The organism is Pseudomonas sp. R4-84, assembly GCF_054130985.1.
On sequence record NZ_CP096390.1, the window covers coordinates 4,820,020 to 4,844,472 of the forward strand.

A 24,453-nucleotide genomic window follows, 5' to 3' on the forward strand; every position below is an offset into this window, starting at 1 on the left:
CTCTCGTTGTAGATAAGAGCCGGAACGATAGCACAGTGTCAAAAAGCCAGCGAGACAGTGTCCTACAAAGAGTTCCGACAAAAAACAGGCATTAGCGCAAGCAACGCACTGGCACACCAAAACCGATCATTGCGTCACCTTACTCCCATTCCAACATCAAGCCGCTCAAGCGCTTGACCTTGCGTTGCACCGCCTCTTCGAAAATTCCCGCGCGTGGCTCTATCAGACTGAACCATTGTTTGGCCCGGGTGATAGCGGTGTACACCAATTCTTTGGTCAGTACAGGATTCAGTGCATCCGGAAGGATCAACGCCGTGTGAGTGAACTCCGAGCCTTGGGATTTATGCACGGTCATGGCGTATACGGTTTCCACATCGTTCAATCGGCTGGGCAGCACAAAACGCACGCCACCTCGGCCGTCGTTACGAGGAAATGCAACCCGCAGCACCTGTTTTCCGGCATCCGGTCCGTCACGCTCAGGCAACCTGAGGGCAATGCCGATATCGCCATTCATCAATCCCAACCCGTAATCATTGCGCGTCATCAATACCGGACGCCCCTCATACCAAAGCTGGTCATTGTCGATCAGCCGCGCCTTGAGCAGCGCGGCAGTGATCCGTTGGTTCAACCCTTCGACACCCCACGGGCCTCTGCGCACCGCGCAAAGCAACTGGAATTCGTCAAACGCCGACAAGACCTCCCGAGCCCAATCATTCCAGCAATCGTCTTCCAGCGGACGGGAGGCCGCCGGACGCCGTTGCCGCAAGACGTTCAGATAATGCCGATATCCCTGCGGCCCGGAGGCTTGGCCATCCAGCAGCAAACGTTCCAGCGCAGTATCGTGTTCGCCTTTCAACGCCAACGTGGACAGATCGGGGTATTGGCCCTTGCGCAATAGGTTCCGCGCCTGCTCCGGCTGTTGTCCATTGACCAGGCGGGCCAACTGGCCAATCCCACTGCCCTCGCCGAAACGCCGGGAATGCCTGAGCATGACCACTTGCTGGGCGAGGGGGTGAGTACCTTCGTGGTCCGGCTTCAGGTCACTTGTCATCAGGTTTTCGCCGCTGACGGATTCGAGCCACGCCAGAGTCTGTGGGCTATACCAACCCTCTTCGGCATCGCGGCACAAATCGCCAAGCACCGCGCCGGCTTCGACCGAAGCCAACTGGTCCTTGTCCCCCAGCAATACCAAACGCGCATGGGACGGCAGCGCATCCAATAGATTGGCCATCATCTCCAGATCAATCATCGAAGCCTCATCGACGACCAGCACGTCCAGTGGCAGGCGATTGCCTGCATGATGACGAAAATGACGGGTACCGGGACGACTGCCCAGCAGGCGATGGACCGTGGTGACTTCGCAGGGAATGCGTTCACGCACGGCATCGGTGACGTCCAGCGTGCGAACCTGTTGGCTGATGGACTCGGTCAGGCGTGCCGCCGCCTTGCCGGTGGGCGCGGCCAGACGAATGCGCAGCGGCTTACCTGCTTCGACAGCGGGTGCCTGCAACAAGGCGAGCAGACGCACGACCGTGGTGGTCTTGCCGGTGCCGGGGCCGCCCGTGACGATACTGAACGCGCTTCGGGTCGCGAGCGCGCAGGCCAGTTTCTGCCAGTCGACCGGCCCCGTCGCGCTGGCCGGACCAAACAGCCCGGCCAGGCGCTCATCCAAGTCATCAGGCACCGCTCCGTGGTCGGCCAGCCGTTGACGCAACGCATCGTCGATTCGTCGCTCGTAGCCCCAGTAGCGACGCAGATAAAGACGTTTTCCGGCGAGTACCAGCGGCCGTTGTCGTGCCTGCTCACGCTCGTCGCCTGCCAGGGCGACCAGCGGGCTGGAAGCCAGTACTTTGCACCAGTCGGCACCATCGAGTGTCTGCAAAACCTGCGACGGCAATAGCATCACGCCGGGCTGCAGGTCTCCCTCCGGTGGCAAGGACAACGCAAAATCCGGCTCCTTGAGTGTTTCGAACAGATCCAGGCAGACATGCCCGTGCCCCAATTGATGGCTGGCAAGGGCCGCGGCAAGCAACACCAGCGGGTCGTCTTCTGGGCACAGTTCATGGAGGAAAGCCACGAATGCCCTGTCCAAGGCTCGCAGCCAACCGCGCTCCACCCAGCGAGTCAGCAACAGCAACAGGTCGTCCACGTCGCTCAAGGGCGCCAAATCCACCAGGCTCTCGTCGTCGGAATGCTTGGGAAGCAGGTCCGCAAAAGAACGACTCATAACAGTTCTCCCTGCACCCAAGCCGGCTCCGCCTTGGGCTCGGGCATTCCTTGGAACAGGCGATCCAGTTGCTCTATCAAGGCGCGCGCAGGCTTGGTGAAGTAGACACCCTGGCTGGCAGCGCGTGTGCCACGAAGGAATATATACAGCGCGCCGCCGACATGCTTGTCGTAGTCATAGTGGGGCAAGCGCGCCTTGAGCTGGCGGTGCAAGGCCAACAAGTACAGCACGTATTGCAAGTCGTAGCGGTTATCCAGGATCGATTGCTCCATGGCTTGCATGGTGTAGGCGGCGTCGTCCAATCCCAGCCAGTTGGACTTGTAATCGGCCACATAATATCGACCGTCGTGCTCGAAGGTCAGGTCTATGAAACCCTTGAACATGCCATTGAGCAATACCGGTTCCGCAGCGACACGAGCCACGCCGTCATGGGTGAATCGGCAAACCAGATCATCGAGCTTGAGCACATCGACCTTGTGGCTGGCGAACCAGAATTCCATTTCCACTTGGAACCGGGTCAAGTCTTCCAGCACCACCGGCGCTTGGCCGCCGCCAATACACAGAGGCGTTTTGATCAGGTGCAACAACCAGTCGCCAAGGGTTTTGATCCAGCCATTCCAACCCCGGCGGTTGCAGCGTCGGGCAATGGCATCCTCAATGATGGCTGGCGCCGTCGGGAATCCTTCGCCGGCAGCCCACTCCAGGAGCCCATGCAGGAAGGTACCGGGGTTGGGGCCACGGGGAAAACGGTGGATGTCACCGCCCGCAGCCGCAACTTCCCGCGGGGCGTCTGGGTCGAGTCGCTCATCATCGAACAGTTTCTGGGCTTGGGGATTTTCCGGTGCGGTGTCACCGCCCACGTTGAGGCTGTCGCCGAAACGCAACGCACTGTAGGAAGCAATCCACCAGTTCTCGCTGGCTTTGCGCAACGGAATCAAGGGTTCAAGCAATACCGCGTCGTTGCGTGCGGGTCGGTAGTGCTCGTCGCTGGGCTGGGGCATATCCAGGCAGCTCACCGCCTGGCTGCCTTGCCGCAGGTCTTCCAACCAACGTCTGAGCTCTACCGACTCGTTCAACGGCGCACCACCACCCAACAGATAGCCCAGGGCAGACAAATGTAGAATCGAGCGGTTATTACTGCCGCGCTTGAGATCGGCGACACCCAGCCAGCAGGCGTGCTGGGCACGGGTAAGTGCCACGTACAAAAGACGCAGATCCTCTGCCAGACGCTCGTCATCGGCCTTGGCGATCAATTGCGGGGTCGGGGCGAGACTGATCTGCGCCTGGCCGCGCTCATCGTGGTAATGCAGCGGAAGTCGACTGCCATCCACCGGCTTCGTCGAGCATATGAACGGGAGGAACACCAGGGGGTATTCGAGTCCCTTGGACTTATGGATCGTCACTACCTTGACCAACTGCTCGTCGCTTTCGAGGCGAAGGATCTGCTCTTCTCCCGCCTGCCCGGTCATGGCCAGATGCTCGGCCAGGTAACGAATCATGGCTTGCTCGCCATCCAGCTCGACGGCGGCCTGCTGCAACAACTCACAAAGGTGCAGCAGGTTGGTCAGCACCCGCTCGCCGTCATCACGTGCCATCAGGGACTGAGGCAATTTGAAGTCGTGCAACAAGCGCCTCAGCATCGGCAGCACACCTTGCGCGCGCCAGACCATCCGATAGCCCCGGAACTGCATCACACGGCTTTCCCACGCCAACTCATCCTGGTTCAGGCGCTCAAGCTCTGTGAGCGGCAGGTTCAACGTAGTGCTGGCCAGGGCTGTGCGCAGCAGTCGCTCCACATCCGGCTCGGCACATGCCTTGAGCCAGGTCAGCAAATCCCTTCCTTCCTGGGAAGCAAATACCGAGTCCTTGTCTGATAGATAGACACTGCGCACGCCTCGTGCGGACAACTCGCCGCGCACGGCCTGCGCTTCCTTGCCATCGCGCACGAGAATGGCGATGTCGGCCGGCAGAAGACCACGAAGCATTTCCCCATCATGGAAAAAGCCATCGCGCCCCGACTGTCCGCCGTTGAGCAGCGCAGTGATTTCGCTGGCGCAGGCTGCAGCCATCTGCTGCCGATACACCGCTCCGGAAACTGGCTGGTCAGAGACCAGGTGCCAAACATTAAGGGCAGCGACAGTCTGCCCCGAAACCCGCAAGCTCTCTTTGCGCCCTTGGGACTCGACGGGCAGGAACGGCACGGGATTGTCACCCGATGGCTCGCGGAACAGGAAAGCCCCTCGCCCCTGCTGACGCGCCTCGGCATGTTGGAAAACCTGATTCACCGCGCCGACCATGGCATGGCTGGAGCGGAAGTTTGTCCCCAGCGTATGCAACCGGCCAGCGGTGGCTTCCCTGGCGCGCAGGTAGGTATAGATATCGGCGCCGCGAAACGCATAAATGGCCTGCTTCGGATCACCGATCAGGAACAGCCCGCTTTGCGGATTGTTGTCTTCAATGCGATAGATGCTTTCGAAGATTCGGTACTGGATCGGATCGGTGTCTTGGAATTCATCGATCAGCGCCACTGGGAACTGCTCGCGAATCAGGCTAGCCAGCCGCTCCCCGCCTACAGCCTGCAACGCCGCGTCCAGGCGCAGCAGCATGTCGTCGAAACCCATTTCAGCCCGGCGCCGTTTCTCCGCTTCGAAGCGTGTCCCGACCCATTGCGCGGCATGCTGCAACACCGCCGCGTCCGGGGTGGGCAGGGCGTCCAGGCTGGCCTTGAGGCCCGACATCGCATCCAGCCCGGGATGACTGGGCACATCGCCTTTCCAGGCCTCGGCCATGCCCTCGGGCGTCAGCCGTGTGAAGCCGGTGCCAATGTCCAGCAGCTCGAGACTTTCGTCCTCGACCCAGGCCGTGATCTTCTGGAACCAGGGTTCGAAATAGCGAGCCTGCATCTTGCGTCCGTCGACGCTTTTATTGGCAACGCCCTGCTGGCAGATTTCCAACAACTCCACGGCCCATTGTCGCCAAGGAGCCTTGAGGTCGAGCAATGCCGCGCTGCGTTCCTGAAGGGATGCGACGATCAGCTCGGCCGGCTCCATCCCCTGCGCCTCACCTCGAGAACTGGAAAACAAACCCCTTACCCGGGGCAGCAGGGCGGCAGGCCCGCCCCAGTGAGCCCGCACCCAGTGCAGCGCTTCACCTTGCATCGAATAGCAGAACAGGCGCCAGTAGTCGCGCAGCACCTCTGCGAGCAACTCGCTGTGATCGGTTTCCAGGGTTTGCGTAAACAGGCTGCCACTGTCGAAGGCATGCTCGCGAAGCATTCGCTGACACCAGCTATGGATAGTCGAAACGGCCGCTTCGTCCATCCATTGCGCGGCTATATCGAGCCGGTTCGCGCAGGCTGCCCATTGCCCTTCCCCGAACTCATCACGCAACGAGGCAATCAACGAGTCCGGGGCGGGAATCTCATCGCGAAAAAAACGCGCCGCTTCCGCCAGGCGCGTACGGATACGCTCCCGCAGTTCCTTGGTCGCGGCATCGGTGAAGGTCACTACCAGAATCTGCGGAGGAAGCAGCTCGCGGTCAAACCGCGTCTGCGGGTCGCCATGCCCTAACACCAGGCGCAAATACAACGCCGAAATGGTAAAGGTTTTCCCGGTACCGGCACTGGCCTCGATCAATTGACTGCCACGTAGCGGGAAGGCCAGGGCCAAGGGAGTTTTCCGGCTCATGGATGTACGTCCTCGCTCACCAGTGAGCGCCAAGGCGCTTCGAGTAGCGGCCGATAAAGCGCATCACACCAGTCGGGAAATGTTTCGTCAGCGACCAGCGCATTGAAGTCGGGGTATTGCCGTGCCAGGGCAGGGCTTTCCCGGCGCTCCCCCTCAAACGTCAGCCCGTCACCTTCGTAGGCTTTGCGAGCCGCCGCCAGGGCTTTCTCCGGGTCGCTTTGGTCGAGCCAGGCGAACGCGGTCTTCACCGCGATTGGCAAGGGTTGGCGCATACCAGCCCGCCAGGCTTGCAGCAGGTCGCCAAGGACCTGGCGCGCTACGGTTTCGTCAAAAGGGGCGAGCAGCAAGCTGTCATCACTGGCGACCAACGCCGTAGTCATCGAAAGCCCACTGGCGCAGGCTACAAGATGGTTGACCCAGACCCGTATCAGTCGATGCCATTTGCGGGTCTTGGTAGATCCGATGCTGTTGGGGATAGCGGTAATGGCGAGGACCGAGCCATCGCCTCGCTGATGCAGGCCGCTAAGCCATCCTTCTACGCTGACATCGTGTATACGAAGGCTGACGGGGACGGCGCTGGTCAGTGGAGTGGGCCATGAAGACAGGAGCTGCTGGTAGCGCTGCAGCAGGTCAGGCAACGGCTCGATCAACTCGCGCTGCAGGCTTTCACCGAAACCCGCCATGGGCAGCAGGCCGCTGTTCTGTAACCGCTTGGCGTGCGCCGCCAACGCCAGGTCCGATTGGTCGAGGCGAACAAGGGCGGCCTCGAGCAGGCTGTCGCTCAAGCTGTAGCGCTGCAGGGCATCGAGAACGAAAGGTTCGTCATCGGCCAGGGGGGCTTCGAAAGTCTCGAAGAACACCTTGAGTCGCTGGCTGAAGAAATGACGAACAGGTTTGCGCAGAAAATCCTGCAACTGAGCGATCCCCAATGGCTCTTCCTGGGCATAGGGCTCCAACATTGCAGGCATCGCGCTGTGTTCATGGGCCTCGTGAAGCGAACGCCATTCACCGGCATAGCTGAACAGCCCGTCACCCTGATAAAAGTACCGGGCGCTGAACGGCTGCAAAGGATGCTCCTGAGTCAACGCCTCGAGTAGACCCTCGTCACCATTTGCCAACCGCCACCCACTGGCAAGATGATCACGCAACTGGCCGATCAAGACCGATGCCGGCCGATCGCTGTTGTCACGAATACTGCGACCGACCCAACTGATGTAGAGCTTTTCCCGGGCAGAAAGCAGCGCTTCCAAAAGTAGGTACCGATCGTCCTCGCGCCGGGAACGATCGCCTGGGCGGTAATCGCTGCCCATGAGATCGAAATCCAGCGGTGGTTGAGCTCGTGGATAGTCGCCGTCATTCATTCCCAGCAAACAAACCAGCTTGAAGGGTATCGCTCGCATCGGCATCAACGTACAAAAATTGACCGCTCCGGCGAGGAAACGTTGGGACAACTTCCCCTGATCCAGTCCGGTCAGCCAGGCTTCCCTGACAACCGTCAAAGGAAGCTCATCCTCCAGCCCGACCGAATCGCAGGTTTCCAGCCAGGTTTCACGCAGGTCCTCGAGTTGGGCCAGCAGATAATCGTCGTGCTCGTTGCTTGCCAGGAAGAACAATTGCATCAAGTCATGCAGACGCGCCCCCCATTCCTTGGGAGAGGTTGGCTGGCTCAGCTCCCGGTGAGCAACTTCCAGCGCATCCAGCAAAGCCACCAGCGGACCGATCAAAGCCGCATCGAGGCCACCGATTTCGTCATAGGGCTCGATGCCCTCGTAAGCCTCTGAATCGCCAACCGCATACCCCAGCAACATGCGACGCAGGCCGAAACGCCAGCTGTTCTGCTCAAGCTCTGCGGGCAAACCTAAACTGGCGCGATGCCGGGCATTCATCCCCCAGCGAATGCCTGCTCCCTCAATCCAGCGGTGCAGTGTCGGCAAGTCGGCCTCATTGATGCCAAACCGCTCGCGCAACGCTGGCACGTCCAGCAGATCGAGAATCTCGCTGACCGGAAACCGACTATCCGGGAGCCTGAGCAAATGCTCGACGGCGATGAGCAAAGGGTCACGGCCACGCTGGCCCTGATCTGTCAGGGTGAAGGGGATGAAACGAGGGTCACTCCGATCAAGCTGGCCAAACACGGCGCGGATATGCGGCGCATAACTGTCGATATCCGGGACCATGACGATGATATCCCGGGGACGCAGGGACGAATCCTTGCTGAAGTGCGCAAGCAATTGATCATGAAGGATCTCAACTTCACGCTGGGCACTGTGGGCCACATGGAAACGGATCGACTCGTCTTGTTGCGTATCGACTGAAGGCCAGTGTTGCCGGGTTTCATCCAAGGGGCGCAATTCCAGGATATCGTCCTGCAACTGACTAAGGAGGGTCGTGGGATTACCGTCGCTGAACAGATCGATACGCCCTTCGCGAAATACCGAGCGATAGGTGTTTGGATCATCGTAGCTGTCGAGAAGGTTGATGTAGTCGCGCCCTTGCTTTCCCCAGGCAGCCAACAGCGGATGTGCATGCTGATGCAAAGTCTGCGAATCCAGGACATTTGGCATGCCGCTTTTTCGTGCCTGCCGTTTGTATTGGTGACGAAGCAGGTCCTTGTCGGCGACGATGTCCGCCCAATGGTAACGACAGGGGTTGTGAACACACAGCAAAACCTGGCTGAACCGTGAAAGACCGGCCAGGGCCTCAAGCGCTTGGGCTGGCAGTGAAGAAATACCGAACACGATTACGCGAGCCGGTAGGCCTTCGGGAGCGGCTTCAAGACGATTGATGCGCTCAAGATAGCGCTGGTGAACGCCGGCACGGCTTTGAGCCATGCCCTCTTCACCCACATCCAACAGCAGCGCTCGCCACAGCTCCGCTTGCCAGCAATTTGCCGGCGCGAGCGGCTTTGTTTCACCACGCACGCTCCTTGTCTGGTGCCGTCCCTGCGCCCAGTCTTCAAGCCAGTCGGCTCGGTACACCTGATACTGGTCGAAAAGATCAGCCAGACGCTCGGACAATTGGTAGCGCTTACGTAAATCAGTGTCGTCAGACAGGAAACGTCGCAACGGTTCGAAATGAGGCTGTTCAATCAGCTGCGGCAGGAGACGCATCAGCCTCCATGTGAGCGGCGCCTTATCCAGTAAGGATTTAGCCGGAATTTCATCACGGCCAAGCACCATTCGATAGAGCTGCCACATGAAACTGCCGGGCAGCTGCACCTCGATGGCAGCCGCAATTCCGCAGCCGCCACTGTCATCGTCTTCAGGATCTTCAGCCAGTGCCAGCTTCAGCCATTGGGCGATGCCGTTGCTTTGAACGAGGGCGATTTCATTTTCAAGAGGGCCTAGCGGATAGCGTCGCATCAGGCTGATAACCAGGCTGCGCAACTCATCAAGGCGATTCCCATGGACCACCATGAAAGCAGGGCTGAGGGACGTCGCGTCCGGCATAAAGGCATCCTTGAAAAGTGCAAAAGCTAGGGCAGAACCTTAGCACTGTCGGTGGGCTGTGGCAGCCGGGAGCTGTCCGCGCTTATCGTAAGAACTTTCCTGCGGGCAAAACAAAACCCCTACCTGCGTCAGCAGATAGGGGTTTCGGAATTTAATCTTGACGATGACCTACTCTCACATGGGGAAACCCCACACTACCATCGGCGATGCATCGTTTCACTTCTGAGTTCGGGATGGGATCAGGTGGTTCCAATGCTCTATGGTCGTCAAGAAATTCGGTAGCCAGCGCGTGCCTTGCGGTCACGTTCCAGCGAATGGGTATGTGATAGCGTGTTGCTTGTGAGTATCTCGAACTTTCGGTTCGTTTCGTCTTCACAACACCGCAATCTGGCCTCTTTCGAGTCTACAAATTGCTTGGGTGTTATATGGTCAAGCCTCACGGGCAATTAGTACAGGTTAGCTCAACGCCTCACAGCGCTTACACACCCTGCCTATCAACGTCGTAGTCTTCGACGGCCCTTCAGGGAGCTCAAGGCTCCAGTGAGATCTCATCTTGAGGCAAGTTTCCCGCTTAGATGCTTTCAGCGGTTATCTTTTCCGAACATAGCTACCCGGCAATGCCACTGGCGTGACAACCGGAACACCAGAGGTTCGTCCACTCCGGTCCTCTCGTACTAGGAGCAGCCCCTCTCAAATCTCAAACGTCCACGGCAGATAGGGACCGAACTGTCTCACGACGTTCTAAACCCAGCTCGCGTACCACTTTAAATGGCGAACAGCCATACCCTTGGGACCGGCTTCAGCCCCAGGATGTGATGAGCCGACATCGAGGTGCCAAACACCGCCGTCGATATGAACTCTTGGGCGGTATCAGCCTGTTATCCCCGGAGTACCTTTTATCCGTTGAGCGATGGCCCTTCCATACAGAACCACCGGATCACTAAGACCTACTTTCGTACCTGCTCGACGTGTCTGTCTCGCAGTCAAGCGCGCTTTTGCCTTTATACTCTACGACCGATTTCCGACCGGTCTGAGCGCACCTTCGTACTCCTCCGTTACTCTTTAGGAGGAGACCGCCCCAGTCAAACTACCCACCATACACTGTCCTCGATCCGGATAACGGACCTGAGTTAGAACCTCAAAGTTGCCAGGGTGGTATTTCAAGGATGGCTCCACGCAGACTGGCGTCCACGCTTCAAAGCCTCCCACCTATCCTACACAAGCAAATTCAAAGTCCAGTGCAAAGCTATAGTAAAGGTTCACGGGGTCTTTCCGTCTAGCCGCGGATACACTGCATCTTCACAGCGATTTCAATTTCACTGAGTCTCGGGTGGAGACAGCGCCGCCATCGTTACGCCATTCGTGCAGGTCGGAACTTACCCGACAAGGAATTTCGCTACCTTAGGACCGTTATAGTTACGGCCGCCGTTTACCGGGGCTTCGATCAAGAGCTTCGCGTTAGCTAACCCCATCAATTAACCTTCCGGCACCGGGCAGGCGTCACACCCTATACGTCCACTTTCGTGTTTGCAGAGTGCTGTGTTTTTAATAAACAGTCGCAGCGGCCTGGTATCTTCGACCGGCGTGGGCTTACGCAGCAAGTGCTTCACCCTCACCGGCGCACCTTCTCCCGAAGTTACGGTGCCATTTTGCCTAGTTCCTTCACCCGAGTTCTCTCAAGCGCCTTGGTATTCTCTACCCAACCACCTGTGTCGGTTTGGGGTACGGTTCCTGGTTACCTGAAGCTTAGAAGCTTTTCTTGGAAGCATGGCATCAACCACTTCGTCACCCAAAGGGTAACTCGTCATCAGCTCTCGGCCTTGAGATCCCGGATTTACCTAAGATCTCAGCCTACCACCTTAAACTTGGACAACCAACGCCAAGCTGGCCTAGCCTTCTCCGTCCCTCCATCGCAATAACCAGAAGTACAGGAATATTAACCTGTTTTCCATCGACTACGCTTTTCAGCCTCGCCTTAGGGACCGACTAACCCTGCGTCGATTAACGTTGCGCAGGAAACCTTGGTCTTTCGGCGTGGGTGTTTTTCACACCCATTGTCGTTACTCATGTCAGCATTCGCACTTCTGATACCTCCAGCAAGCTTCTCAACTCACCTTCACAGGCTTACAGAACGCTCCTCTACCGCATCACTTACGTGATACCCGTAGCTTCGGTGTATGGTTTGAGCCCCGTTACATCTTCCGCGCAGGCCGACTCGACTAGTGAGCTATTACGCTTTCTTTAAAGGGTGGCTGCTTCTAAGCCAACCTCCTAGCTGTCTAAGCCTTCCCACATCGTTTCCCACTTAACCATAACTTTGGGACCTTAGCTGACGGTCTGGGTTGTTTCCCTTTTCACGACGGACGTTAGCACCCGCCGTGTGTCTCCCATGCTCGGCACTTGTAGGTATTCGGAGTTTGCATCGGTTTGGTAAGTCGGGATGACCCCCTAGCCGAAACAGTGCTCTACCCCCTACAGTGATACATGAGGCGCTACCTAAATAGCTTTCGAGGAGAACCAGCTATCTCCGAGCTTGATTAGCCTTTCACTCCGATCCACAGGTCATCCGCTAACTTTTCAACGGTAGTCGGTTCGGTCCTCCAGTCAGTGTTACCTAACCTTCAACCTGCCCATGGATAGATCGCCCGGTTTCGGGTCTATTCCCAGCGACTAGACGCCCTATTAAGACTCGCTTTCGCTACGCCTCCCCTATTCGGTTAAGCTCGCCACTGAAAATAAGTCGCTGACCCATTATACAAAAGGTACGCAGTCACCCAACAAAGTGGGCTCCCACTGCTTGTACGCATACGGTTTCAGGATCTATTTCACTCCCCTCTCCGGGGTTCTTTTCGCCTTTCCCTCACGGTACTAGTTCACTATCGGTCAGTCAGTAGTATTTAGCCTTGGAGGATGGTCCCCCCATATTCAGACAAAGTTTCTCGTGCTCCGTCCTACTCGATTTCACTTCTAAGATCCTTTCGCGTACAGGGCTATCACCCACTATGGCCGCACTTTCCAGAGCGTTCCGCTAAAATCAAAGAAGCTTAAGGGCTAGTCCCCGTTCGCTCGCCACTACTAAGGGAATCTCGGTTGATTTCTTTTCCTCAGGGTACTTAGATGTTTCAGTTCCCCTGGTTCGCTTCTTGCACCTATGTATTCAGTACAAGATAACCATCTTATGATGGCTGGGTTCCCCCATTCAGACATCTCCGGATCACAGTCTGTTTGCCGACTCCCCGAAGCTTTTCGCAGGCTACCACGTCTTTCATCGCCTCTGACTGCCAAGGCATCCACCGTATGCGCTTCTTCACTTGACCATATAACCCCAAGCAATCTGGTTATACTGTGAAGACGACATTCGCCGAAAATTCGATCTGGCTCTAAGAGCCACTCACAAATTTTACCTTAGCCTGATCCGTTACCAGTGAAAGTAACGTTCAGTCTATCTTTCTATCACATACCCAAATTTTTAAAGAACGATCTAATCAAAAGACTAGAAATCAACATTCATCACCCAGCGGGTGGAATGCTCATTTCTAAGCTTTAAACGTTGGAACCAATCTGTAATGGTGGAGCCAAGCGGGATCGAACCGCTGACCTCCTGCGTGCAAGGCAGGCGCTCTCCCAGCTGAGCTATGGCCCCGTATCGCTACAGGGTACACCATGAAATTGGTGGGTCTGGGCAGATTCGAACTGCCGACCTCACCCTTATCAGGGGTGCGCTCTAACCAACTGAGCTACAGACCCAATCGTCTTCTTCAATGAATCAAGCAATTCGTGTGGGAGCTCATGGAGCCGCTGCTGTCGTCGATTAAGGAGGTGATCCAGCCGCAGGTTCCCCTACGGCTACCTTGTTACGACTTCACCCCAGTCATGAATCACACCGTGGTAACCGTCCTCCCGAAGGTTAGACTAGCTACTTCTGGTGCAACCCACTCCCATGGTGTGACGGGCGGTGTGTACAAGGCCCGGGAACGTATTCACCGCGACATTCTGATTCGCGATTACTAGCGATTCCGACTTCACGCAGTCGAGTTGCAGACTGCGATCCGGACTACGATCGGTTTTGTGGGATTAGCTCCACCTCGCGGCTTGGCAACCCTCTGTACCGACCATTGTAGCACGTGTGTAGCCCAGGCCGTAAGGGCCATGATGACTTGACGTCATCCCCACCTTCCTCCGGTTTGTCACCGGCAGTCTCCTTAGAGTGCCCACCATAACGTGCTGGTAACTAAGGACAAGGGTTGCGCTCGTTACGGGACTTAACCCAACATCTCACGACACGAGCTGACGACAGCCATGCAGCACCTGTCTCAATGCTCCCGAAGGCACCAATCCATCTCTGGAAAGTTCATTGGATGTCAAGGCCTGGTAAGGTTCTTCGCGTTGCTTCGAATTAAACCACATGCTCCACCGCTTGTGCGGGCCCCCGTCAATTCATTTGAGTTTTAACCTTGCGGCCGTACTCCCCAGGCGGTCAACTTAATGCGTTAGCTGCGCCACTAAGAGCTCAAGGCCCCCAACGGCTAGTTGACATCGTTTACGGCGTGGACTACCAGGGTATCTAATCCTGTTTGCTCCCCACGCTTTCGCACCTCAGTGTCAGTATCAGTCCAGGTGGTCGCCTTCGCCACTGGTGTTCCTTCCTATATCTACGCATTTCACCGCTACACAGGAAATTCCACCACCCTCTACCATACTCTAGCTCGACAGTTTTGAATGCAGTTCCCAGGTTGAGCCCGGGGATTTCACATCCAACTTAACGAACCACCTACGCGCGCTTTACGCCCAGTAATTCCGATTAACGCTTGCACCCTCTGTATTACCGCGGCTGCTGGCACAGAGTTAGCCGGTGCTTATTCTGTCGGTAACGTCAAAACACTAACGTATTAGGTTAATGCCCTTCCTCCCAACTTAAAGTGCTTTACAATCCGAAGACCTTCTTCACACACGCGGCATGGCTGGATCAGGCTTTCGCCCATTGTCCAATATTCCCCACTGCTGCCTCCCGTAGGAGTCTGGACCGTGTCTCAGTTCCAGTGTGACTGATCATCCTCTCAGACCAGTTACGGATCGTCGCCTTGGTGAGCCATTACCTCACCAACTAGCTAATCCGACCTAGGCTCATCTGATAGCGCAAGGCCCGAAGGTCCCCTGCTTTCTCCCGTAGGACGTATGCGGTATTAGCGTCCGTTTCCGAGCGTTATCCCCCACTACCAGGCAGATTCCTAGGCATTACTCACCCGTCCGCCGCTCGCCACCAGGTACAAGTACCCGTGCTGCCGCTCGACTTGCATGTGTTAGGCCTGCCGCCAGCGTTCAATCTGAGCCATGATCAAACTCTTCAGTTCAAACATCTTTGGGTTTTGAGAAAACCCTAAACTTGGCTCAGCAATCGTTGGTTACATCTTTGATTTCTCGCGGAGTAACTTGTGATGCTGATAATCTGTTGACTAGCAGTCTGACTCCACAAGCACCCACACGAATTGCTTGATTCAGTTGTTAAAGAGCGGTGGGTTGAGCCTTTCGTCTCAACCGAGGCGCGCATTCTACAGCGCCCCGTGTATCTGTCAAGCGGTTATTTTAAGAAGTTTTCAAAGTTTCGCTTGGAAATCCTTAACAACTTCAACCACTTGCGCTTTCGATCTCTCGTTAGCGGGAGGCGAATTCTACAGCGTTACTCGCTGCTGTCAACACCTCTTTTTTACCGCTTTCGACCGAGAAGATCGAACCGTCGATAGCGCCCAACAAACCGGCCTACCCACTCCTTCCGCGCCTCGATGAACTGAAGCGACGCACTTATCGAAACTCGGTTAACTCATTGAAACTCAAGGAGTTTTCCGTTTCGACTGCGCCGGAAGTGGGGCGAATTATAGACATCCAGAATTTGCCGTCAACCCTTTATTTTCATAATTCTGTCATATCAGTCAGAAACCCCGGAAATACAGAGGCCTACGCCCAGGGGCGCCGGCCTCTTTACTTACAGATTACAAACTGGGAAATGCAAACTGCGAAGCCTCATGGCTGGCACGCTGCGGCCAGCGTTGGGTAATGGCCTTGCGACGGGTATAAAAACGCACCCCGTCCGGACCATAGGCATGCAAGTCACCAAAAAGTGAACGCTTCCAACCACCGAAGCTGTGATAGGCGACAGGCACTGGCAATGGAACATTGACGCCGACCATGCCAACTTCAATCTCATCGCAAAACAACCGCGCCGCTTCGCCGTCACGGGTAAAGATGCAGGTGCCGTTGCCATATTCGTGATCGTTGATCAGTTGCATCGCCTCTTCCAAGCTGTTGACCCGGACGATACACAGCACCGGCCCGAAGATTTCTTCCTTGTAGATGCGCATCTCAGGCGTCACGCGGTCAAACAGGCAACCGCCCAGGAAAAAGCCTTCCTCGTGCCCCGCAACGCTCAAGCCACGACCATCGACAATCAATGATGCCCCCGCCGACACGCCCTCCTCTATATACCCACTGACCTTGTCGCGGTGCTGGCCGGTAACAAGCGGCCCCATGTCCAATCCGCAAGAAGTCCCCGCACCGATCTTCAGTGCCTTGACCTGCGGCACCAACTTGGCCACCAGGGCATCCGCTACTTGATCGCCGACACATACCGCCACCGAAATCGCCATGCAGCGCTCACCGCACGAACCGTACGCCGCGCCCATCAAGGCGCTGACTGCGTTGTCCAGATCTGCATCCGGCATCAGCACCGCATGGTTCTTCGCACCACCCAGCGCCTGGACGCGCTTACCTCGACGAGTACCTTCGGCATAGATGTATTCAGCGATCGGTGTCGACCCGACAAAACTCAGCGCTTTTACCTCCGGCGCCTCGATCAAAGCATCCACCGCCGCCTTGTCGCCATGGACTACGCTCAATACACCTTTGGGCAAACCGGCTTCCAGCAAAAGCTGGGCGATCAGCAGTGTCGAACTCGGATCGCGCTCCGACGGCTTGAGAATGAAACAATTCCCACAGACGATAGCCAGCGGGTACATCCACAACGGCACCATTGCCGGGAAATTGAACGGCGTGATACCCGCCACGACACCTAAAGGCTGGAAATCTGACCAAGCATCAATATTCGGCCCTACATTGCGACTGTATTCGCCCTTCAGGATTTCCGGCGCCGCACAGGCAAACTCAACGTTTTCGATACCCCGCTTGAGTTCCCCCGCCGCGTCCTCCAGGGTCTTGCCGTGTTCTTCGCTGATCAACTGGGCGATGCGCGACTCGTTCTGCTCCAGCAGCTGCTTGAAACGGAACATTACTTGGGCGCGCTTCGCCGCCGGCGTGTTGCGCCAGGCCGGGAAAGCGGCCTTGGCGCCATCGATCGCCCGCTGGACAGTTGCGCGATCCGCCAGCGGTACTTGATGGATTGCCTGGCCGGTGGACGGGTTGAACACATCGGCTGTACGGGCGTTATCGCTCAACAGTTCGCCATTGATCAAATGCGGGATGAGGCTCATGGGGACTCCAGGAAATTGATCACCAGACGCCCATTAACGAGCGTCTCTCTATATAGAAGAAATCAGTCGATGTTGTTCAGCACTTCACCAACTGCGTCGAACAGGCGATCCAGGTCCTGCGGCTTGCTGTTGAACGTCGGTCCGAACTGCAAGGTATCGCCGCCAAAGCGCACATAGAACCCAGCCTTCCACAGTGCCATTCCCGCCTCGAAAGGACGCACGATAGCGTCGCCGTCACGGGGGGCGATCTGGATCGCCCCGGCCAAGCCAAAGTTGCGAATATCGATAACGCTTTTCGAGCCTTTCAAGCCATGCAATGCGGTCTCGAAATGCGGCGCCACCTCGGCCACACCCTGCACCAGATTCTCTTTTTGTAGCAGGTCCAACGCCGCCAGTCCCGCCGCGCACGCCACTGGGTGCGCCGAGTACGTATAGCCATGGGGAAATTCCACGGCATATTCAGGTGTCGGCTGGCTCATGAACGTCTGGTAGATTTCGCTACTGGCAATGACCGCCCCCATCGGAATTGCACCGTTGGTGACTTGCTTGGCGATGCACATCACGTCCGGAGTCACGCCAAAGCTGTCGGCACCAAACATCGCGCCGGTACGACCGAACCCGGTGATCACTTCGTCAAACACCAGCAAGATGTTGTGCTGGTCGCAGATTTCCCGCAGACGCTTCAGGTATCCCTCTGGCGGCACCAGCACACCGGCGGACCCAGCCATCGGCTCGACAAACACGGCGGCGATATTGGAAGCGTCGTGCAGCTCGATCAACTTCAACAGCTCATCGGCCAAGGCGATCCCGCCCTCCTTGGGCATGCCGCGGGAATAGGCGTTACTGGCCAGCAAGGTATGGGGCAAATGATCAACATCCATCATGGCTTGGCCGAACAATTTGCGGTTGCCGCTGACCCCGCCCAGGCTGGTGCCGGCAATATTCACACCGTGATAACCGCGGGCACGACCGATCATCTTGGTCTTGGTGGCCTGCCCCTTGAGGCGCCAATAAGCGCGAACCATCTTCACTGCGGTATCGGCGCACTCGGAACCTGAGTCGGTGAAGAACACATGGTTGAGGTTGCCCGGGGTCAGGTTGGTGATCTTTTCCGCCAATTGGAACGACAGCGGATGTCCATACTGGAATCCCGGCGAGTAATCGAGCGTGCCCAGTTGCTTGGCGACCGCTTCCTGGATCTCCTTGCGGGTGTGCCCGGCGCCGCATGTCCACAATCCCGACAGCGAATCGTAGACCTTGCGTCCCTTGTCATCGGTCAGCCAGCTACCTTCGGCGGCGACGATCAGGCGAGGGTCGCGTTGGAAATTGCGATTGGCCGTATAAGGCATCCAATGAGCGTCCAGCTTGAGCTGGCTGGCCAGGGAACCGACAGCGTGTTCGGGCATGTTCATCGACAAAACCTCGCAAGACATAAACGGTATGAAATCAGGAGCGTTCTTGCGACTACGTTGCCACGGCGATAAAGTCGGTGAAACCCAGCTTTTCTAACCTTCAGTCAGCGGATTACTAAACTATGAGCATGCGTCGTTCCGATCCGCTGGCCCAGGTCAGCGACTTCGATATCCGCTTGCTGCGCATTTTCCGCAGCGTGGTGGAATGCGGTGGTTTTTCTGCCGCCGAAACGGTCCTCGGGATCGGCCGCTCGGCTATCAGCCAGCAGATGAATGATCTTGAACAACGCCTAGGGCTGCGCTTGTGCCAGCGTGGCCGCGCGGGCTTTTCCCTGACTGAAGAAGGTCGCGAGGTCTATCAGTCGGCGCTGCAACTATTGAGTGCGCTGGAAAGTTTCCGTACCGAGGTCAACGGCCTCCATCAACATTTACGCGGCGAATTGATCATTGGCCTGACGGACAACCTTGTCACCCTGCCGCATATGCGTATCACCCACGCCTTGGCCCAGTTGAAAGAACGCGGGCCAGACGTGCAAATCCAGATTCGCATGATCGCACCCAACGAAGTCGAGCAAGGCGTACTCGACGGTCGCCTTCACGTCGGCGTGGTCCCCCAGGCCAGCGCCCTTTCGGGTCTTGAATACCAACCGCTCTACAGCGAACGCTCGCTGCTGTATTGCGCGGTCGGTCATCCACTGTTTTACGTGGACGACCAGCAACTCGAAGACGCTCGCCTCAATACCCAGGACGCCATCGCGCCAACCTTTCGCTTGCCGGCCGACATCCAGGCCCATTACCAGGCACTGAACTGCACGGCCAGCGCATCGGACCGCGAAGGCATGGCGTTTCTGATTCTCACGGGTCGTTATATCGGTTATCTACCGGATCACTACGCCAATCTCTGGGTACAACAAGGTCGCCTACGCGCGCTCAAACCCTTCGCGCGTTTCTACGACCTGAGCCTGGCATCAGTCACGCGCAAGGGGCGTCGCCCTCATTTGGTGCTGGAAAACTTCCTCGAAAATCTCGCGGCAACACGCTGAATTTCTTCAACGTGCCGCTTTTATAGCCGCAGCACTTGTCTGATCCGCGCCGGTGCGCTATGAACGCATTTGCCCGCACCCACAGACCCAGCCCGGAAACGTCCATGACTTTTGAAGTTCCCGCCCATGGCGGCAAGCCTACCGGCCGCATTCGTCAACAGAACGAAGAGACCATCCTCAGGGCCGCCGAGGATGAGTTCGCCCGTCACGGTTTCAAGGGCACCAGCATGAATACGATTGCCTTGAAGGCTGGATTGCCCAAGGCCAACCTGCACTACTATTTCACCAATAAGCTCGGGCTCTACGTGGCGGTATTGAGCAACATCATCGAGTTATGGGACAGCACGTTCAATTCCCTGACGGCCGAAGACGATCCGGCGCAGGCATTGACCCGCTACATTCGCGCCAAGATGGAGTTCTCGCGGCGCCAACCTCAGGCATCGCGGATCTTCGCCATGGAAGTGATCAGTGGCGGCGAGTGCCTGAGCGAATATTTCAACCAGGACTATCAGGCCTGGTTCAAGGGCCGAGCGGCTGTTTTCCAGGCTTGGATCGATGCAGGAAAAATGGACCCGGTCGATCCGGTGCATCTCATCTTCCTGCTATGGGGCAGCACCCAGCATTATGCCGACTTTGCTACCCAGATCTGCCGCGTGACCGGTCGCAGCAAGCTGACCAAGCAAGACATGATCGACGCCGGCGACAACTTGATCCGTATCATTCTAAAAGGCTGCGGCCTGACACCTGACCTCTCATACAGATCCTAGGACTACATGCCTTATACCCTCGCCGGCTTTTGTGAGTACCGTGAAGAAATCCGCAAAAGCCGTTTCATTACCCTTGCCGCCGCCATCAACAGCCCTGCCGAGGCCCAGGCCTTTATCGAACAGCACAGCGACCTGGCCGCCACGCACAATTGCTGGGCCTGGAAATTCGGCAACCAGTACCGCAGCAGCGACGATGGCGAACCAGGCGGTACCGCCGGACGTCCGATCCTGGCAGCCATCCAGGCCCAAGCCTGCGATCAGGTGGTGGTGCTGGTGATCCGCTGGTACGGCGGAATCCAGCTGGGGACCGGTGGGTTGGCGCGGGCGTACGGCGGCGGTGCAAACAAATGCCTGCAAAACGCCGAGAAGATTGAATTGATCAGCCGCGTGGGGCTGCGCTGCGTTTGCGGATTCGCGGAACTGGCCCTGGTGAAACTGCGCACAACCGAATGCGGGGGTTTGGTGAACGCCGAGCATTTCACCGCCGATGGTGTAGAGCTTCAATTGGCGGTGGGCGAAGAACACATTGAAACGCTGCAGGCACGGCTGGCCGACCTGAGTCGCGGGCACATACGCCTGGAGCGTGAGACCGCCGTGTGACGGCAAAACGCGGATTTGCCCACACGCGCTGTGCACCCGCTTGTGGATAACCTGGGCGTACCACGCTGTAACCCTTCTGTCATGCGGCTTTCGTGGATTTGTACATTTTTCGTACAGGGGCATCCAGACTTCAGAGATCCGTCAGCAAAACAATCACTTGCGGCGCTTTATCACCTTTAGAAGAAAGCCGCACGGGGCTTATTCCCGACCTTGGAGCTTGCGCACAATTACTGTGGAACAAGCTGTGGATAACCCGTTCATGGGTCCAGCAGCCTCAGTAACGGCATGGACCGCAGCCGCTTGATCAATTTTTAATCAATCGATACGGTGATACAAACCCGACGCGTTGCGTCACGAGTTGAAACAACGGCTCGGGCAACGTTGTCCATTAAATCCATGGCCTTTTCTTTCAAGGATGCCTTCATGAATTCGGCGAAAAATGCATTGATCATCGGTGCTTCCAGGGGCTTGGGCCTGGGTTTGGTAAAGACGTTGCTCAGCGACGGCTGGAACGTCACTGCTACCGTGCGCAACCCGCAGCACGCGGACGCCTTGAAAGCGCTGGGTCCGGTGCGAATCGAAAGGCTCGACATGGACGACCAGCAAGCCGTCATCGCCTTGAGCCAGCAACTCAAGGGCGAAATCTTCGACCTGCTGTTCGTCAACGCCGGCGTAAAGGGCCCGGCCAATCAGAACCCTGGCGGCGCAACGCTGGCGGAGGTGGGCCAATTGTTCTTCACCAACGCAGTGGCACCGATCAATCTGGCCCAGCGCTTCGTCGGGCAGATTCGCGAACGTAGCGGCGTGCTGGCTTTCATGAGCTCCGTACTGGGCAGCGTGACCATGCCCGACGCGCCGGAACTGGCGTTGTACAAGGCAAGCAAAGCCGCCCTCAACTCAATGACCAACAGTTTCGTCAGTCAATTGGGCGAGCAGTCGCTGACCGTACTGTCCCTGCATCCGGGCTGGGTGAAGACCGACATGGGCGGTGAAGGTGCCGAGATAGACGTCCCGACCAGTACCCGTGGGCTGATCGACCAGGTCTATGCCTTCACCGGCAAGGGCGGGCATCACTTCGTCAATTACAGGGGCGAGACGATTCCCTGGTAAACGCCACCCATTACGTCGCCGGGTACTGGATATGTGCCGAACAACCTGAGTAAACTCCGACCCGCGCCCTCCCATGGCGCCCCTGGATCAGCAGACAGGGCATCACTGAGCTGGCTAACCTGAACCCACTTTCAGAGGAGCCGGCCATCATGCCTGCGACCCGTACCTGGTTAAAAAATCCCCTCGCCGTCTTCACGGCCAACGGCCTCGATGCCCGTGGCGGTCTCGTCCTGCAGGACGGTGCGATCGTCGAACTGCTGGGCCTCGGCCAGCAACCTCGCCAGCCCTGCGACCTAGTCTTTGACGCCCGCGATCATGTAATCCTGCCTGGGCTGATCAATACTCATCACCACTTCTATCAGACCCTCACCCGCGCCTGGGCACCGGTAGTCAACCAGCCGCTATTCCCTTGGTTGAAAACCCTCTATCCCGTATGGGCACGACTGACGCCGGAAAAACTCGCCCTGGCAAGCAAGGTGGCGCTGGCTGAACTGCTGCTGTCAGGCTGCACGACGGCGGCCGATCATCATTATCTGTTCCCGCAAGGTCTGGAAAATGCGATCGATGTGCAGGTTCAAAGCGTTCGCGAGCTGGGCATGCGCGCAATGCTGACTCGCGGTTCCATGAGCCTGGGCGAAGCCGACGGTGGCTTGCCGCCGCAACAGACCGTCCAGCAGGGCCAGGTGATTCTCGACGACAGCCAGCGATTGATTGCCCGCTATCACCAACGAGGCGATGGCGCGCAGATCCAGATTGCCTTGGCGCCGTGCTCGCCGTTTTCAGTCACGCCCGAGATCATGAGCGCCAGCGCCGAACTTGCGGAAAAACTCGACGTACGCCTGCACACGCACCTGGCCGAGACCCTCGACGAAGAAGATTTCTGCCTGCAACGCTTCGGCCTGCGCACCGTCGATTACCTGGACAGCGTCGGCTGGCTGGGCCCGCGCACCTGGCTGGCCCATGGCATTCATTTCAATCCGGACGAAATCGTCCGTCTCGGCGCCGCCGGCACCGGTATCTGTCATTGCCCCAGCTCGAACATGCGCCTGGCCTCGGGGATCTGTCCGACGCTTGAACTCACTGCCGCCGGCGCCCCGCTGGGCCTGGGGGTTGACGGCTCAGCCTCCAACGATGCCTCGAACATGATCCTGGAAGCCCGCCAAGCGCTCTACATCCAGCGCCTGCGCTACGGCGCACAAGCGATCACACCGGAACGGGTACTGGGCTGGGCGACCCGGGGTTCGGCGCAATTGCTGGGGCGCAGCGACATCGGTGAATTGGCGGTGGGCAAGCAGGCTGACCTGGCGCTATTCAAACTTGATGAGTTGCGCTTTTCCGGCAGCCACGACCCGATCTCGGCACTGCTGCTGTGCGGTGCCGATCGGGCGGATCGAGTGATGGTTGCAGGCGAGTGGCGTGTGATCGACGGACAGATCGAAGGCCTCGACCTGAAAGGGTTGATTGCCGATCACAGCCAGGCCGCGCGGGAGCTGATTGCTGCATCGTGACCCAATCAAAGGACGAATGTGGGAGCGAGTTTGCTCGCTTCCTACAAGGACTCTGACAAGCTAAAGGCCCAGCAACGACAACATCACAAACGTCGCAAACAACACAAAATGGGTCATCCCCTCGATGGCGTTGGTTTCGCCATCGTTGAGGTTGATGGCGCTGACGATCAGGGTGATGAAAATCATCACCGTCTGCACCGGCGTCATCGCCATCTGGAAAGGTTGCCCGGTGTAGAGCGCCATCGCTTCCATCACCGGCACGGTCAGGATCACGGTGGACAACGACGCCCCCAGCGCGATGTTGACCACCGACTGCATGCGATTGGCCAGGGCTGCGCGCAGGGCCGTGAGGATCTCCGGCGCAGCGGAGATGGCCGCCACCAGGATTGCCGTGACCACTGGCGGCGCGCCGGAGCCCTCCAGCCCCAGGTCGATGGCTTTGGACATGACTTCTGCCAGCGCACCGATTACCACTACGCCGAACACCAATGCGCCGATGGAAAATGCCAGGCTGATGGGTTTCGGCTCGGTTTCCACGGGCTCTTTCCTGCGGCGCTTTTGCGGGTAGCTGTAGCTGAAAAAATAGCTGTGGGGTCCCACCTGCATCCGTAGGAACAAGGTATACAACACGACCATCGCGCCGATGGTGAACGCCGAATAATGTTTCCAGTTTTCCTGTGGAATGAACTCCGGCACCACCATCGACACGCCCATGGCGGTGAGAATCATCACGCTGTAGGTGCGCGCCGAGTCATCGTTATAGACCTGCTCGCCATGCTTGAGCCCCCCCATCAAAGCCGCGAGCCCGAGAATGCCGTTGATGTCGAGCATGACCGCAGAATAAATCGTGTCTCGTACCAGGGTGGGTGATGCCTCGTTACTCATCATGATCGCCAGGATCACGACTTCCACCAGCACCGCCGACAAGGTCAGGATCATGGTGCCGTAGGGATCGCCAACCTTTTCCGCCAACAGTTCCGCGTGATGAGCAACGCGCATGGACGCAGAAACAATAAAACCGATCAGCACCAACCCACTCGCCAGCGCCACGGCCTGCCCGCTGCCCAGAAACCAATGTTCCAGCGGGTAGGCGACGAAGGCGGCGAGCAGGGCCAACAACAGCAGTTTTTCTTGCTTGATCAACGAGAACATCGTGGGCCTGGCAATGGA

At 57.6% G+C, this 24,453-nt stretch carries 11 protein-coding genes, 2 tRNA genes and 3 rRNA genes; 5 read left to right on the forward strand and 11 right to left on the reverse strand.

Annotated elements, in window-relative coordinates; translation table 11 throughout:
• Positions 1-139 precede the first annotated feature (139 nt).
• From recD to M1D68_RS22040, 10 genes are all read right to left on the reverse strand, one after another.
• Positions 140-2,227: an exodeoxyribonuclease V subunit alpha gene (gene recD / locus M1D68_RS21995; RefSeq protein WP_457968334.1), complete on the reverse strand. Its 2,088-nt coding sequence runs from the start codon at positions 2,225-2,227 to the stop codon at positions 140-142.
• Positions 2,224-5,913, reverse strand: a complete 3,690-nt coding sequence (gene recB / locus M1D68_RS22000) for an exodeoxyribonuclease V subunit beta (protein ID WP_457968335.1) — start codon at positions 5,911-5,913, stop codon at positions 2,224-2,226. Before recB ends, recD begins: the two co-directional genes overlap by 4 nt.
• The gene (gene recC / locus M1D68_RS22005; RefSeq protein WP_457968337.1) at positions 5,910-9,362 is read right to left on the reverse strand and encodes an exodeoxyribonuclease V subunit gamma; all 3,453 of its coding nucleotides are present in this window, start codon (positions 9,360-9,362) and stop codon (positions 5,910-5,912) included. Before recC ends, recB begins: the two co-directional genes overlap by 4 nt.
• 155 nt (positions 9,363-9,517) lie before the next feature.
• Positions 9,518-9,633, reverse strand: a 5S ribosomal RNA gene (gene rrf / locus M1D68_RS22010).
• A 154-nt stretch (positions 9,634-9,787) separates the two neighbouring features.
• Positions 9,788-12,679: ribosomal RNA gene (locus M1D68_RS22015) — 23S ribosomal RNA — on the reverse strand.
• A 250-nt stretch (positions 12,680-12,929) separates the two neighbouring features.
• A tRNA-Ala gene (locus M1D68_RS22020) sits at positions 12,930-13,005 on the reverse strand.
• A gap of 27 nt (positions 13,006-13,032) precedes the next feature.
• Positions 13,033-13,109 (reverse strand) — tRNA-Ile (locus M1D68_RS22025).
• 65 nt (positions 13,110-13,174) lie between these two features.
• Positions 13,175-14,713: ribosomal RNA gene (locus tag M1D68_RS22030) — 16S ribosomal RNA — on the reverse strand.
• The 16S, 23S and 5S rRNA genes sit together here with 2 tRNA genes alongside, the layout of an rRNA operon.
• 636 nt (positions 14,714-15,349) lie before the next feature.
• On the reverse strand, positions 15,350-16,843 hold the full coding sequence (locus M1D68_RS22035) for a CoA-acylating methylmalonate-semialdehyde dehydrogenase (RefSeq protein ID WP_457968339.1): 1,494 nt from the start codon (positions 16,841-16,843) through the stop codon (positions 15,350-15,352).
• A 62-nt stretch (positions 16,844-16,905) separates the two neighbouring features.
• A complete protein-coding gene (locus M1D68_RS22040) occupies positions 16,906-18,255 on the reverse strand; it encodes an aminotransferase class III-fold pyridoxal phosphate-dependent enzyme (protein ID WP_457968341.1) in 1,350 nt (449 codons plus the stop codon).
• A gap of 122 nt (positions 18,256-18,377) precedes the next feature.
• Here M1D68_RS22040 and M1D68_RS22045 point away from each other — a divergent pair, with 122 nt between their 5' ends.
• From M1D68_RS22045 to M1D68_RS22065, 5 genes are all read left to right on the forward strand, one after another.
• A complete protein-coding gene (locus tag M1D68_RS22045; protein ID WP_420766310.1) occupies positions 18,378-19,298 on the forward strand; it encodes a LysR family transcriptional regulator in 921 nt (306 codons plus the stop codon).
• A 104-nt stretch (positions 19,299-19,402) separates the two neighbouring features.
• Positions 19,403-20,065 (forward strand): TetR/AcrR family transcriptional regulator, encoded by a 663-nt coding sequence (locus M1D68_RS22050; protein ID WP_420766309.1) that lies wholly within the window; start codon positions 19,403-19,405, stop codon positions 20,063-20,065.
• Between the two features lie 6 nt (positions 20,066-20,071).
• A complete protein-coding gene (locus M1D68_RS22055) occupies positions 20,072-20,665 on the forward strand; it encodes an IMPACT family protein (protein WP_420766308.1) in 594 nt (197 codons plus the stop codon).
• Between the two features lie 423 nt (positions 20,666-21,088).
• A complete protein-coding gene (locus M1D68_RS22060; protein WP_457968344.1) occupies positions 21,089-21,775 on the forward strand; it encodes an SDR family oxidoreductase in 687 nt (228 codons plus the stop codon).
• A 149-nt stretch (positions 21,776-21,924) separates the two neighbouring features.
• Positions 21,925-23,283 (forward strand): 8-oxoguanine deaminase, encoded by a 1,359-nt coding sequence (locus M1D68_RS22065; protein WP_420766306.1) that lies wholly within the window; start codon positions 21,925-21,927, stop codon positions 23,281-23,283.
• Between the two features lie 60 nt (positions 23,284-23,343).
• Here M1D68_RS22065 and M1D68_RS22070 read toward each other — a convergent pair whose 3' ends face one another.
• Positions 23,344-24,435, reverse strand: a complete 1,092-nt coding sequence (locus tag M1D68_RS22070) for a calcium:cation antiporter (protein ID WP_420766305.1) — start codon at positions 24,433-24,435, stop codon at positions 23,344-23,346.
• Between the last annotated feature and the right edge of the window lie 18 nt (positions 24,436-24,453).

Excerpts from the sequence above, each read along its gene's own strand:
- recD (WP_457968334.1), bottom strand. The coding sequence starts at position 2,227 with ATGAGTCGTTCTTTTGCGGACCTGCTTCCCAAGCATTCCGACGACGAG.
- recB (WP_457968335.1), bottom strand. The coding sequence starts at position 5,913 with ATGAGCCGGAAAACTCCCTTGGCCCTGGCCTTCCCGCTACGTGGCAGT.
- recC (WP_457968337.1), bottom strand. The coding sequence starts at position 9,362 with ATGCCGGACGCGACGTCCCTCAGCCCTGCTTTCATGGTGGTCCATGGG.
- M1D68_RS22035 (WP_457968339.1), bottom strand. The coding sequence starts at position 16,843 with ATGAGCCTCATCCCGCATTTGATCAATGGCGAACTGTTGAGCGATAAC.
- M1D68_RS22040 (WP_457968341.1), bottom strand. The coding sequence starts at position 18,255 with ATGAACATGCCCGAACACGCTGTCGGTTCCCTGGCCAGCCAGCTCAAG.
- M1D68_RS22045 (WP_420766310.1), top strand. The coding sequence starts at position 18,378 with ATGAGCATGCGTCGTTCCGATCCGCTGGCCCAGGTCAGCGACTTCGAT.
- M1D68_RS22050 (WP_420766309.1), top strand. The coding sequence starts at position 19,403 with ATGACTTTTGAAGTTCCCGCCCATGGCGGCAAGCCTACCGGCCGCATT.
- M1D68_RS22055 (WP_420766308.1), top strand. The coding sequence starts at position 20,072 with ATGCCTTATACCCTCGCCGGCTTTTGTGAGTACCGTGAAGAAATCCGC.
- M1D68_RS22060 (WP_457968344.1), top strand. The coding sequence starts at position 21,089 with ATGAATTCGGCGAAAAATGCATTGATCATCGGTGCTTCCAGGGGCTTG.
- M1D68_RS22065 (WP_420766306.1), top strand. The coding sequence starts at position 21,925 with ATGCCTGCGACCCGTACCTGGTTAAAAAATCCCCTCGCCGTCTTCACG.
- M1D68_RS22070 (WP_420766305.1), bottom strand. The coding sequence starts at position 24,435 with ATGTTCTCGTTGATCAAGCAAGAAAAACTGCTGTTGTTGGCCCTGCTC.